Origin of the sequence: Staphylospora marina (assembly GCF_003856495.1) — a bacterium.
Taxonomy (GTDB): Bacteria; Bacillota; Bacilli; order Thermoactinomycetales; family Thermoactinomycetaceae; genus Staphylospora; species Staphylospora marina.
In genome coordinates, this window is the sequence record NZ_CP034118.1 from 160,334 (window position 1) to 173,746 (window position 13,413).

The window sequence follows — 13,413 nt, forward strand, 5'->3', positions numbered from 1 at the left end:
CTATCACTTTCATCCCATGAACGGTGATCTGCCACGAACCGGAAGAGGAGGTGTCATCATGCGGGTCAACATCACCCTGGCATGCACGGAATGCCGCTCCCGGAACTACGCACAGACCAAGAACAAACGCAAGCATCCGGACCGCCTGGAGCTCCGCAAATACTGCCCGCGTTGCAATGCCCATACCACGCATCGCGAGACGAAGTAATCGGTTCCACGGGCTGTTGGGCTTAAACCGTTTCATCCGAACGATGGGGGTGACAGCATGGCATTTCTCGCAAGCATCGGGCGCGGAATCAAACGGAGTGTTTCCGGAACCGCCGGTTTCTTCCGTGGCAGCGTCCAGGAACTGAAAAAAGTCAAATGGCCGACCCGCCAGGAGTTGGTGAGCAGCACCGCGGTCGTGCTCATCATTACTCTGTTGCTGTCCATCTTCTTCTTCGTCGTTGATTCCGGAATCTACCACCTGGTTCGGTTGATCACGTCTTAGGCAGTGAAAACGCAAGGGGGGGACAGGGACCTTAAGGCCCTGATGACCATGGAGAAGCACTGGTATGTGGTTCACACGTATTCTGGCTACGAGAACAAGGTGAAAACCAACCTGGAAAAACGCGTCGAATCGATGGGAATGCAGGACAAGATTTTCCGCGTCCTTGTCCCGGTCGAACAGGGCACCGAGGTGAAGGACGGCAAGAAGAAAACGGTCATGCGCAAGGTTTTTCCGGGATACGTCCTGGTCGAAATGATCATGACGGACGACTCGTGGTATGTGGTGCGGAACACTCCCGGAGTGACGGGGTTTGTGGGATCATCAGGCGCCGGTTCGAAGCCGACTCCCCTCATGCCGGAAGAAGTGAACGCGATTTTGCGCCAGATGGGCATTTACGAAGCAAAACCCGAGATCGATCTCGCCGTGGGCGACACGGTCCGGGTGAAGGACGGAGAACCGTTCGCCAATTTCGTCGGCCGCATCGAAGAAGTGGATGTGGGGCGTTCCAAGCTGAAGGTCCTCGTCAACATGTTCGGGCGGGAAACGCCGGTGGAATTGGATTTCATCCAGGTGGAAAAGATTTGACGGATTCTTTTCTTTGCGCATGGATGGACGATGTGGTAAAGTAATATCGTTTGTTACCCCCGTCTGTGGGCGCGCGCAAGCCCGATGCGGGAGCTTGCCGTTCCGTGGGAGGGTCATGCCCGAGATAACCACATGTTTGAAGGAGGTAGGTTCGCGTGGCCAAAAAGGTAATCAAAGTGGTCAAGCTGCAAATTCCCGCAGGTAAAGCCAATCCTGCGCCGCCTGTCGGTCCGGCACTGGGTCAGGCCGGCGTGAACATCATGGCCTTCTGCAAAGAGTTCAACGCTCGCACCGCAGATCAGGCCGGATTGGTCATCCCGGTGGAAATCACGGTATTTGAAGACCGTTCCTTCACGTTCATCACCAAGACCCCTCCGGCTGCCGTTCTGCTGAAGAAAGCCGCCGGCATCGAATCCGGGTCCGGTGAACCGAACAAGAAGAAAGTGGCCACGGTCAAACGCGACAAGGTTCGCGAGATTGCCGAATTGAAAATGCCCGACCTGAACGCAGCCGACGTGGAAGCCGCCATGCGGATGATCGAAGGCACCGCGCGCAGCATGGGCATTGTCATCGAAGACTGACAGAGCCCCCTGTCGCCCGCGCGAATCGGGCGGCTTGAAAGTGGGAGGATCATCCGTTACGACCACGAAGGGAGGAACAGGAAGTGGCAAAGCACGGAAAAAAGTATCTTGAGGCCGCCAAACAAGTGGACCGTGAAAAGTTTTACGAGCCTCAGGAAGCTCTTGAACTGGTGAAAAGCCTGTCCAAGGCCAAATTCGACGAAACGGTGGAAGCCGCTTTCCGTCTGGGAGTGGACACCAAGAAAGCAGATCAGCAAGTGAGAGGCGCTGTGGTGCTGCCGCACGGCACGGGCAAAACCAAACGCGTCCTGGTCTTCGCCAAAGGTGAAAAAGCGAAGGAAGCGGAAGCTGCCGGAGCCGATTTTGTCGGTGACGAAGACTTGATCAACAAGGTGAGCCAAGGATGGCTCGATTTCGACGTGGTGGTCGCCACCCCCGACATGATGGGTCAGGTGGGGCGCCTGGGTCGGATTCTCGGTCCGAAAGGTCTGATGCCGAACCCGAAAACCGGTACCGTCACGTTTGAGGTCGAAAAAGCCGTGAAAGAGATCAAAGCCGGTAAAATCGAGTACCGTGCAGACAAGGCCGGCAACGTTCATGCCGCCATCGGAAAGGTTTCCTTCCCGGTCGAGAAACTGGCCGAGAACCTGCAGGCGCTGGCTGAAGCCCTGATCAAGGCAAAACCGGCCGCCGCCAAGGGAACCTACATGAAAAGCGTGACCGTTTCCTCCACCATGGGACCGGGTGTGCGCGTCAACCCGCAACATTTCACCCGCTGACCGACGAAACGTTGACAAACCGTCGACGGTTCGGTATGCTGGAACCGGTGCTTGAAAATGGAATCAAAGCATTGCCGTAGACAGTAGGTGCGCCATGTGCGCTGAAACATCCTACCGAGGTGATGATCGGGTACGGTTTTGCAGTGCTGCAACATGTCAGTGCCCACGGAGCCTTCGTAATGTCTGCGGAGGCTTTTTCTGTTTTCCATAATCCCCGACGAGGAGGTGGGCCGTGTGTCCAAAGCGCTTGAGGCAAAGAAAGCGGTTGTGGCGGAAATCGCCGAGAAACTGCAAAAGAGCAAAAGCACGATCGTGGCTGATTATCGCGGTCTGACCGTGAAAGAAATGAACGAACTCCGCAAACAGCTTCGCGAAGTCGGCGTGGAGTTCCACGTTCTCAAAAACACGCTGACCAAACGAGCCGCCGAGCAGGTGGGTCAGGATGACCTGTCTCAATTCCTGACCGGTCCGTCCGCCCTGGCGTTCAGCTACGAGGATGTCGTCGCTCCGGCGAAAGTGCTCCACAAATTCGCCAAGGACAGCAAGAAAATGGAGATCAAAGGCGGTATGGTGGAAGGCCGGATGGTCACCCAGGATGAGATCAAGGCTCTGGCGGACCTGCCGTCCCGCGAAGGTCTCCTGTCCATGCTTCTGTCCGTGCTGCAGGCTCCGATCCGCAACTTCGCGCTGGCCGTCAAGGCCGTTGCGGACAAAGGCGAGGAAGGCGCTGCTGCCGAACAAGCCTGATCGGTGGACGTTTTCGATTGTTTCCATCCAATTCACCTGACACAGGGAGGGTATCATCATGACGAAAGAGCAAATCATTGAAGCGATCAAAGGCATGAGCGTTCTGGAACTGAACGATCTCGTCAAAGCCATCGAGGAAGAATTCGGCGTGACCGCAGCTGCTCCGGTGGTTATGGCCGGCGGTGGCGCTGCTGCCGAAGCTGCCGAAGAGAAAACCGAATTCGACGTGATCCTGGCTGATGCCGGTTCTTCCAAAATCAACGTCATCAAAGTGGTCCGCGGCATCACCGGTCTGGGCCTCAAAGAAGCAAAAGCTCTGGTGGACGGAACCCCGGCTCCGGTCAAAGAAGGCGTCTCCAAAGAAGAAGCGGAAAAAATCAAAGCAGAACTCGAAGAAGCCGGTGCAAAAGTCGAAATCAAGTAATTGCGCTTGAATCCGGCAGGACCCGCCGCAGTCCGTCGGCGGGTTCCTTTTTCCCTCAAGCGGACAAACCGTCCACGTGTCGGTTGCGGTGACGGTTCCGACGATCCCCCGCGGGAGGTACCTGATGAACGACCACTACTATTCTTCCAATCCCCGAACGGAAAGCGACCGGCGGGAAATTCGCGCCGAACTTCGCGGAACGCTGTTCACGTTTCTCACGGACAGCGGCGTTTTTTCGAAGAAAGGCGTGGATTTCGGCAGCCGGCTGCTGATTGAAACGGCCGAGATCGCCGAAGGCTCCGTGATCCTGGATTTGGGCTGCGGGTACGGTCCGGTCGGGATTTCCCTTGCCAAAACCGTTCCCGGCGTCCGTGCGATCCTGGCGGACATCAATGAACGGGCGGTCGGTCTGGCCGCGCTCAACGCCCGGCTCAACGGCGTGGAAGACCGGGTGGAGTGCGTGGTGAGCGACGGTCTGGAACAACTCGGCGACTGCACTTTTGATCATATTCTTCTCAATCCGCCGATCCGTGCCGGAAAGAGCGTGGTGTACCGTCTGTTTGCGGATGCGGGGCGGGCGCTTCGCGAGGAAGGAAACCTCTGGATCGTGATCCGGAAGGAGCAGGGGGCGGCTTCGGCGCTCAAGGAGCTGCGGAATCGCTTCGCCGAAGTGGAAGTGACATGCAAGAAAAAAGGGTACTGGATTCTCCGGGCGCGGCATCGTTGACATCATTTTCCGCTTGTGATAGTGTAGTAAATTGCAGAAAGTCTCGTAATTCTGAGACTATGTTTTTTTGGGGAAAAGTTTTTGTCCCGCCGGTTTATTCACGATTTCGGCTGGATAAGATAGGCAAATAGACTACTTTATAGGTGAAATGAGGTTTGTACTTCTCTCATTTTCTTTTTTTACCGTGAGAAGTCGCTGGTGGCTCTTTGCGGCTTTCGACTGGGTGCGAGGGGGGAGTTCGTTTGGCTTACAAAATGATCCAGTGTGGTCGGCGTCAACGCCGGTCCTATGCACGGATTAACGAAGTGCTGGAACTGCCGGACCTGATCGAGATTCAAAAGACGTCGTATCGCTGGTTTCTCGATGTGGGGCTCCGCGAAATGTTCCGGGATATTTCGCCGATCGAAGATTTTACCGGCAACTTGGTGCTGGAGTTCATCGATTACTCGTTGGGTGAACCCAAGTACACGGTGGAAGAGGCCAAGGATCACCAGGTGACCTATGCCGCTCCTCTTCGGGTCAAAGTCCGCCTCATCAACAAAGAGACGGGCGAAGTGAAAGAGCAGGAAGTGTTCATGGGAGATTTCCCGCTGATGACGGAAACCGGCACGTTCATCATCAACGGTGCCGAGCGCGTCATCGTCAGCCAGCTGGTCCGCTCGCCCAGTGTGTATTATAGCACGAAAGTGGACAAAAACGGGAAGCCGACCTATACCGCGACGGTGATTCCGAACCGCGGGGCCTGGCTTGAATTCGAAACCGATACAAAAGACATCATTTACGTGCGCATCGACCGCACCCGAAAAATCCCGGTGACGGTCTTGTTGCGCGCCTTGGGTTTCAGCAGCGATGCAGAAATCATCGACCTTTTGGGGGACGACGAATACGTCCGGAACACGCTTGACAAGGACAACACCGGAAACACGGAAAAAGCGCTCATCGAAATTTACGAGCGTCTTCGTCCGGGTGAGCCGCCGACGGCTGAAAACTCCCGCAACCTGCTCTACGCACGCTTCTTTGATCCGAAGCGGTATGATCTGGCGGCCGTTGGGCGCTACAAGATCAACAAGAAGCTGCACATCAAAAACCGCTTGCTCAACCAGAAACTGGCCGAACCGATCGTCAATCCCGAAACGGGTGAGATTCTGGCGGAAGCCGGACAGGTTCTGGATCGGCGGTTGCTGGACAAACTGCTTCCCTTCCTGACCGGCGAGAACGCGTTCGGCCGGAAGGAATATCGCGCCCGCGGAGGCGTGCCGGACGACGGGCCGGTTCCGCTCCAGGTGGTTCACATTTACGCCCCCGGCGATGAAAGCAAAGTGATCAAGGTGATCTCCAACGCCGAAGTGGATGAGAACGTGAAGCACATCACCCCGGCGGACATCATCGCCTCGATCAACTATTTCATCAACCTTTTGTACAACGTCGGAACGGTGGATGACATCGACCATCTGGGCAACCGCCGGATCCGCTCCGTCGGCGAACTCCTGCAGAACCAGTTCCGCATCGGTCTTTCCCGCATGGAGCGGGTGGTTCGCGAGCGGATGTCGATTCAGGACGCCAACGCGATCACGCCGCAGGCCCTGATCAACATCCGTCCGGTGATCGCCGCCATCAAGGAGTTCTTCGGAAGCAGCCAGCTGTCCCAATTCATGGACCAGACCAACCCGCTCGCCGAACTGACCAACAAGCGCCGTCTCTCGGCGCTCGGACCGGGGGGCTTGACTCGGGAACGCGCCGGCTTCGAGGTCCGGGACGTCCACCACTCCCACTACGGCCGGATGTGTCCGATCGAGACGCCGGAGGGTCCGAACATCGGTCTGATCAACTCCCTGTCCACCTATGCGCGGGTCAACAAGTACGGGTTCATCGAAACTCCGTACCGCAAAGTGGATCCGGACACGGGACGGGTGACCGACCAGATCGAATACCTGACGGCGGACGAAGAGGACAATTACTACGTCGCGCAGGCCAACGCGCCGCTGAACGAGGACGGCACCTTTGCCGCGGAAACCCTGACGGTCCGTTACCAGGACGAGTACATGCAGGTTCCGCGGGACCGTGTCGATTACATGGACGTTTCTCCGAAGCAGGTCGTGTCCGTGGCCACGGCGCTCATTCCGTTCCTTGAGAACGACGACTCCAACCGTGCGCTGATGGGATCCAACATGCAGCGCCAGGCCGTTCCGCTCTTGCGTCCGGAAGCCCCGTACATCGGGACCGGCATGGAGCACGTCGCCGCCCGCGACTCCGGAGTGCTGGTGCTGGCCAAGCGGCCCGGAACCGTCGTTCGCGTCACCGCAGACGAAATCTGGGTGCGGCATGAAGAAGAAGTCGACGGACGGGTGGTCGAGGGGAACATCGACAAGTACCGGCTGACCAAGTTCTCCCGCTCCAACCAGGGAACCTGCATCAACCAGCGTCCGATCGTGCGCGCGGGCGACAAGGTCAAAAAAGGCGACATCCTGGCGGACGGTCCGTCCACCGAGCAAGGAGAACTGGCCCTCGGCCGGAACGTGGTCGTGGCGTTCATGACCTGGGAAGGGTACAACTACGAGGACGCCATCCTGCTCAGCGAAAAGATGGTTCAGGAGGATGTCTACACCTCCATCCACATCGAAAAACACGAGTGTGAAGCCCGTGACACCAAGCTCGGGCCGGAAGAGATCACCCGCGACATCCCCAACGTCGGGGAAGACGCGCTGAAAAACCTCGACGAACGCGGAATCATCCGTGTCGGGGCGGAGATCAAGCCGGGCGACATCCTCGTCGGCAAGGTGACGCCGAAAGGCATGACCGAGCTGACGGCGGAAGAACGTCTGCTTCACGCCATCTTCGGAGAGAAAGCCCGGGAGGTTCGGGACACCTCGTTGCGCGTCCCGCACGGTCAGGACGGCATCGTGGTGGACGTGAAGGTGTTCACCCGCGAAAACGGTGACGAACTGCCGCCGGGAGTCAATCAGCTGGTGCGCGTCTACATCGCCCAGAAGCGGAAGATCTCCGAAGGGGACAAAATGGCCGGACGCCACGGGAACAAAGGTGTCATCGCGCGGATCATGCCCGTGGAAGACATGCCGTTCCTGCCGGACGGCACCCCGGTGGACGTGGTGCTCAACCCGCTGGGCGTTCCGTCCCGGATGAACATCGGACAGGTTCTGGAAGTTCACCTCGGCATGGCGGCAAAAGCCCTCGGATTGCATATGGCCACGCCGGTCTTTGACGGGGCCAACGAGGAAGACGTGTTTGCCACGCTGCGCGAAGCGGGGTTGGATGATGACGGAAAAACCGTTCTGTATGACGGGCGAACGGGTGAACCGTTCGAAAACCGGGTGACGGTCGGCGTGATGTACATGATCAAGCTGGCTCACATGGTGGACGACAAGATCCATGCCCGTTCCACGGGTCCGTACTCGCTGGTCACCCAGCAACCGCTGGGCGGAAAGGCGCAGTTCGGCGGACAGCGTTTCGGGGAGATGGAGGTTTGGGCTTTGGAAGCGTACGGAGCCGCTTATACCCTCCAGGAAATCCTCACCGTCAAGTCGGACGACGTGGTCGGCCGCGTCAAGACGTACGAAGCGATCGTCAAGGGCGAAAACGTTCCGGAACCGGGCGTGCCCGAATCCTTTAAAGTGCTCATCAAGGAACTGCAGAGCCTCGGGATGGACGTCAAGATCCTGTCCGGGGACGAGCAGGAAATCGAGATGCGTGAGCTTGAAGAGGACGAGGAACCAAGCGGCGACAAACTGGGATTTGAATTGCCGCTGACGGGAGAAGACGCCGGCTCCTCTTCCTGACCGCCGGCGCGGGGAGTGCGCGGGTCGGCCGCGCGCTCTTCCCGTGCTTTACGGGATGAAGCCTGAGGGAGGAATCGCCCAATGCTCGACGTGAACAACTTTGAATTCATGAAAATCGGCCTCGCCTCTCCGGAAAAAATCCGCTCCTGGTCCCGCGGAGAGGTGAAGAAACCGGAAACCATCAACTACCGCACCCTGAAGCCGGAGAAGGAAGGACTGTTCTGCGAGAAGATCTTCGGACCGACCAAGGACTGGGAATGTCACTGCGGAAAATACAAACGGGTCCGTTACAAGGGAATCGTCTGTGACCGATGCGGCGTCGAAGTGACCCGTTCGAAAGTCCGTCGGGAACGGATGGGTCATATCGAGCTGGCGGCTCCGGTTTCCCACATCTGGTATTTCAAGGGGATTCCGAGCCGGATGGGACTTGTGCTCGACATGTCTCCGCGGGCTCTTGAGGAAGTGATTTATTTCGCTTCCTATGTGGTGGTGGATCCCGGCAACACCACGCTGGAGAAGAAGCAGCTCCTTTCCGAAAAGGAATACCGCGCTTACCGTGAGAAATACGGCAACGCGTTCACCGCGATGATGGGTGCCGAAGCGATCAAGCGCCTGCTTCAGGAAATCGATCTGGACAAGGAAGTGGAGCTCCTCAAGGAAGAGCTGTCCACGGCGCAGGGCCAACGCCGCAACCGGATCATCAAGCGGCTGGAAGTGCTGGAGGCGTTCCGGACTTCGGGGAACCGTCCCGAATGGATGGTCCTGGACGTGCTTCCCGTCATCCCGCCCGAGATCCGGCCGATGGTGCAGCTGGACGGCGGACGGTTTGCCACGTCCGACCTGAATGACCTGTACCGCCGCGTCATCAACCGGAACAACCGCCTGAAGCGCCTCCTTGATCTCGGAGCGCCGGACATCATCGTGCAGAACGAAAAACGGATGCTGCAGGAAGCCGTCGACGCGCTCATTGACAACGGCCGCCGCGGCCGTCCGGTGACCGGCCCCGGCAACCGTCCGCTCAAGTCGCTCTCTCACATGCTCAAAGGGAAGCAAGGGCGTTTCCGTCAAAACCTGCTCGGAAAACGCGTGGACTATTCGGGCCGTTCCGTGATCGTGGTCGGACCGAACCTGAAAATGTACCAGTGCGGTCTTCCCAAAGAGATGGCGCTTGAGCTGTTCAAGCCGTTCGTGATGAAAGAGCTGGTGGCCAAGGGACTGGCTCACAACATCAAGAGCGCCAAGCGGAAAGTGGAACGGGTTCATCCCGAGGTCTGGGACGTGCTCGAAGAAGTGATCCGCGAGCATCCCGTGTTGCTGAACCGTGCTCCCACGCTGCACCGTCTCGGGATTCAGGCGTTTGAGCCGGTTCTGGTGGAAGGACGGGCCATCCGTCTGCACCCGCTCGTCTGTACGGCCTACAACGCGGACTTCGACGGAGACCAAATGGCGGTTCACGTTCCGCTGTCCGCCGAAGCACAGGCGGAAGCGCGTCTGTTGATGCTGGCCGCGCAAAACATTCTCAACCCCAAAGACGGCAAACCGGTCGTCACTCCCTCCCAGGACATGGTGTTGGGAAGCTACTACCTCACCATCGAAAAAGAGGGAGACAAGGGCGAGGGCAGCATGTTCATCAATGCGTCCGAGGCCATCAATGCCTATCATCACGGCTATGTGACCCTGCACAGCCGCATTGTGGTGCCGGTGCGAAACATCCGGAAAAACACGTTCACCGAAAAGCAGAAGAACGCTTTGCTCGTCACCACGGTGGGCAAGCTGATCTTCAACGAGATCTTCCCCGCCGATTTCCCGTACATCAACGAGCCCGGCAAAGCCAATTTCGCCGGAACCCCGGACAAGTACTTCATTTTCGAGAAGGGAACCAACATCAAGGAATTCATCTCGAAGATGAAGGATCCCGGAGCCATCAAGAAAAAGGACCTCGGAGCGATCATCGCCGAGTGCTTCCGCCGGTTCGGCACCACCGTCACCTCCGAAATCCTCGACAAGGTGAAGGAGCTCGGGTTCAAATACTCCACCAAGGCCGGCATCACCATTTCGGTGTCGGACGTCACCGTGCCGGAAGAGAAACAGGAAATCCTGGCCAAGGCCGAAGAGGAAGTCGCCAAGGTGATGCGCCAGTACCGGCGTGGTCTGATCACCGACGACGAGCGGTATGATCGGGTCATTTCCATCTGGAGCAGGGCAAAGGATCAAATCACCGAAGTCCTCATGAGCAAGATGGGCAAACTCAACCCCATCTACATGATGGCTCACTCCGGTGCGCGGGGGAACGTGTCGCAGATCACGCAGCTGGCCGGAATGCGCGGTCTGATGGCCAACCCGGCAGGGAAGATCATCGAGCAGCCGATCCGGACCAACTTCCGCGAAGGTCTGACGGTGCTCGAGTACTTCATCTCCACCCACGGTGCCCGGAAAGGTTTGGCCGACACGGCACTCCGTACCGCGGACTCCGGTTATCTCACCCGTCGTCTGGTCGACGTCGCCCAGGACGTGATCGTTCGGGAAGACGACTGCATGACCGACAAGGGAGTGACCGTCACCGCCATCAAAGACGGCAACGAAGTGATCGAGGGCCTGTATGACCGGATCGTGGGACGCACGGCTTTCCGCACCATCCGTCACCCGGAAACGGGAGAGATCATCGTTCGCCGCAATGAGATGATCGACGAGGAAATCGCTTCGAAGATCATCGATCTCGGCATTGAAGAAGTGGTGATCCGCTCCGTTCTCACTTGCCGCACCCGCCACGGCGTGTGCAAAAAGTGTTACGGACGCAACCTGGCGCTCGGTACGCCGGTGGAAATCGGGGAAGCCGTGGGCATCATCGCCGCCCAGTCGATCGGTGAGCCGGGTACGCAGCTGACGATGCGTACGTTCCACACCGGGGGCGTGGCCGGAGACGACATCACCCAGGGTCTGCCGCGCGTACAGGAGCTGTTTGAAGCCCGGAATCCGAAAGGGCAGGCCGTCATCAGCGAGATTTCCGGAAAAGTCGTCGACATCCGGGAGACCAAGGATCGCCGGGAGATCGAAATCGAAGGAGCGGTGGAAACCCGCGTCCATTCCGTCCCGTACGGTTCCCGACTGCGGGTGGAAGTGGGTGACGTGGTCGAAGCCGGTGACGAGCTGACCGAAGGATCCGTGGATCCGAAGGACCTCCTTCGCATCAAGGGCATGGTCGGCGTGCAACGCTACTTGCTGCAGGAAGTGCAAAAAGTGTATCGCCTGCAGGGCGTGGAGATCAACGACAAGCACATCGAAGTGATGATCCGCCAGATGATGCGCAAAGTCCGCATCATCTCTTCGGGGGACACCGGGTTGCTGGTCGGCTCCAGCGTCGACATCCACGACTTCGAGGAAGCCAACCGGAAGGTGTTGCTCTCCGGAGGAGAACCCGCCTTGGCCCGCCCGCTGCTTCTGGGGATCACCAAAGCATCCCTGGAAACGGAGTCGTTCCTGTCGGCGGCCTCCTTCCAGGAAACCACCCGCGTTCTCACGGATGCGGCCATCAAGGGCAAAGTGGACCGCCTGCTCGGTCTCAAGGAGAACGTCATCATCGGGAAACTGATCCCCGCCGGAACCGGAATGGCCCGCTATCGCAACCTCCGTTTCCGGCTGCAGGATGAATCCTCTTCCGAAGGCGATCCCGCCAAGGAAAAAGTGCTGATCGAATGATCGGGGGACGACGTTTCACGGCCGGTTCGGATGCTCCGGGCCGGCCGGGGACGTTCCCGGTCATTGAAAAGGCGGCGGGGACCGAATCCCGGTGTTCGTGCTTCGGGCAGATTCGCGATGTGAGCCGCAGAAAAAAATGCGGTTTGGACCGCTTGCCGCAAGGGGTTTTCCGATTTCAACGGATTGTTGACTTTGGATTCACGGGATGGTAAGATAACTTCGTGTGCTTGGGAACCACTCACTTTGGAGGGCACTTTCATGTCTTATGAAAAAGTGAAGATGGCAAAATCGCTGACGATTGGGACCAAGCAAACCCGAAAAGCCATCGAACAAGGCAAGGCCATCGAAGTGTTTGTGGCAGACGACGCGGATCCGCACGTTCTTCAGCCCATTCTTGCGATGTGCCGGGAACGGGGCATCACCGTGACGCATGTCGATTCGATGCGCGAGCTGGGGAAAGCTTGCGGCATCGAAGTGGGTGCGGCCACGGCGGCCGTCCTGGAATAGCCATAGCGCCGGAAGCCCGCTCTGTGCCGGCATGAGCAGGCGGACGGCTACTTGATATTTTCGATCGCTTTTTTTGGCCACGGATGACACTCCTGGATCTGTGGTCTTGAAGGATCGGCAAAACAGAAGGAGGTGCCAAGTATGCCGACAATCAATCAGCTGGTACGCAAAGGCCGCAAGGCGAAAGTGACCAAGTCCAAATCCCCGGCCCTCCAGTTCACCTGGAACAGCTTCAAAAAGGAAGCCGTGCCGCAAAGCGCTCCGCAAAAGCGTGGAGTCTGCACCCGTGTGGGGACCATGACCCCGAAGAAGCCGAACTCGGCTCTCCGGAAATACGCGCGTGTGCGCTTGTCCAACAATGCGGAAGTGACCGCCTACATTCCGGGGATCGGACACAACCTGCAGGAACACTCCGTGGTGCTCGTGCGCGGCGGACGTGTCAAAGACCTGCCGGGTGTACGTTATCACATCGTTCGCGGTGCGCTGGACACCGCCGGTGTGGCGAACCGGATGCAAGGCCGCTCCAAATACGGTGCCAAACGTCCGAAGAAATAAGCTTGATACAGCACATCACAGGGTGAAAAGGAGGGAGAAGCATGCCTCGCAAAGGTCCGGTTCCCCGTCGGGAAGTGTTGCCTGACCCGATTTACAACAGCAAACTCGTCACGCGCCTGATCAACCGCCTGATGATCGACGGAAAAAAAGGCGTGGCTCAGCGCATTCTCTACAACGCATTTGACACGATTCATCAGCGCACCGGCAAAGACCCCATGGAAGTTTTTGAGCAAGCGCTCAAAAACGTCATGCCCGTGCTGGAAGTCAAAGCCCGTCGCGTGGGTGGCGCCAACTATCAGGTTCCGGTGGAAGTCCGTCCCGAGCGCCGCACCAGCCTGGGTCTGCGTTGGTTGGTGATGTATGCCCGCCTCCGTGGAGAAAAAACCATGGAAGAGCGCCTGGCCAACGAAATCATGGATGCAGCCAACAATACGGGCGCAGCCGTGAAGAAGAAAGAAGACACGCATCGTATGGCCGAAGCGAACCGAGCATTCGCTCACTATCGCTGGTAATCGATATTCTTTTCAT

The 13,413-nt window shown here is 58.1% G+C and carries 13 protein-coding genes and 1 other annotated feature; all 13 genes read left to right on the forward strand.

The window, feature by feature from the left end:
- Window positions 1-58: 58 nt before the first annotated feature.
- The 13 genes from rpmG to rpsG all read left to right on the forward strand — a co-directional run bounded on the left by rpmG (window position 59) and on the right by rpsG (window position 13,397).
- Window positions 59-208, forward strand: coding sequence for a 50S ribosomal protein L33 (rpmG, locus tag EG886_RS00800; RefSeq protein WP_124726383.1), 150 nt, complete (start codon window positions 59-61; stop codon window positions 206-208).
- A gap of 57 nt (window positions 209-265) precedes the next feature.
- On the forward strand, window positions 266-490 hold the full coding sequence (secE, locus tag EG886_RS00805) for a preprotein translocase subunit SecE (RefSeq protein ID WP_124726384.1): 225 nt from the start codon (window positions 266-268) through the stop codon (window positions 488-490).
- 48 nt (window positions 491-538) lie between these two features.
- Window positions 539-1,075, forward strand: coding sequence for a transcription termination/antitermination protein NusG (nusG, locus tag EG886_RS00810; protein ID WP_124728606.1), 537 nt, complete (start codon window positions 539-541; stop codon window positions 1,073-1,075).
- 155 nt (window positions 1,076-1,230) lie between these two features.
- Window positions 1,231-1,656: a 50S ribosomal protein L11 gene (gene rplK / locus EG886_RS00815; RefSeq protein ID WP_124726385.1), complete on the forward strand. Its 426-nt coding sequence runs from the start codon at window positions 1,231-1,233 to the stop codon at window positions 1,654-1,656.
- An 83-nt stretch (window positions 1,657-1,739) separates the two neighbouring features.
- Window positions 1,740-2,435, forward strand: a complete 696-nt coding sequence (gene rplA / locus EG886_RS00820; RefSeq protein ID WP_124726386.1) for a 50S ribosomal protein L1 — start codon at window positions 1,740-1,742, stop codon at window positions 2,433-2,435.
- A 56-nt stretch (window positions 2,436-2,491) separates the two neighbouring features.
- Window positions 2,492-2,644 (forward strand) — a sequence feature (ribosomal protein L10 leader region).
- Between the two features lie 25 nt (window positions 2,645-2,669).
- Window positions 2,670-3,182 carry a 50S ribosomal protein L10 gene (gene rplJ, locus EG886_RS00825; RefSeq protein ID WP_124726387.1) on the forward strand — a complete coding sequence of 171 codons (513 nt, stop codon included), beginning with the start codon at window positions 2,670-2,672 and terminating at the stop codon, window positions 3,180-3,182.
- 58 nt (window positions 3,183-3,240) lie between these two features.
- Window positions 3,241-3,606, forward strand: a complete 366-nt coding sequence (gene rplL, locus EG886_RS00830; RefSeq protein WP_124726388.1) for a 50S ribosomal protein L7/L12 — start codon at window positions 3,241-3,243, stop codon at window positions 3,604-3,606.
- A 124-nt stretch (window positions 3,607-3,730) separates the two neighbouring features.
- Window positions 3,731-4,333, forward strand: coding sequence for a class I SAM-dependent methyltransferase (locus EG886_RS00835; protein ID WP_124726389.1), 603 nt, complete (start codon window positions 3,731-3,733; stop codon window positions 4,331-4,333).
- A 254-nt stretch (window positions 4,334-4,587) separates the two neighbouring features.
- Window positions 4,588-8,127 (forward strand): DNA-directed RNA polymerase subunit beta, encoded by a 3,540-nt coding sequence (rpoB, locus tag EG886_RS00840; protein ID WP_420894159.1) that lies wholly within the window; start codon window positions 4,588-4,590, stop codon window positions 8,125-8,127.
- An 81-nt stretch (window positions 8,128-8,208) separates the two neighbouring features.
- Entirely contained in the window at window positions 8,209-11,823 is a 3,615-nt protein-coding gene (rpoC, locus tag EG886_RS00845) for a DNA-directed RNA polymerase subunit beta' (RefSeq protein ID WP_124726391.1), read from the forward strand.
- A 258-nt stretch (window positions 11,824-12,081) separates the two neighbouring features.
- Window positions 12,082-12,330: a 50S ribosomal protein L7ae-like protein gene (locus EG886_RS00850; protein WP_124726392.1), complete on the forward strand. Its 249-nt coding sequence runs from the start codon at window positions 12,082-12,084 to the stop codon at window positions 12,328-12,330.
- 141 nt (window positions 12,331-12,471) lie between these two features.
- Window positions 12,472-12,885: a 30S ribosomal protein S12 gene (gene rpsL / locus EG886_RS00855; protein WP_124726393.1), complete on the forward strand. Its 414-nt coding sequence runs from the start codon at window positions 12,472-12,474 to the stop codon at window positions 12,883-12,885.
- A gap of 41 nt (window positions 12,886-12,926) precedes the next feature.
- Entirely contained in the window at window positions 12,927-13,397 is a 471-nt protein-coding gene (gene rpsG / locus EG886_RS00860; RefSeq protein ID WP_124726394.1) for a 30S ribosomal protein S7, read from the forward strand.
- Window positions 13,398-13,413 lie beyond the last annotated feature (16 nt).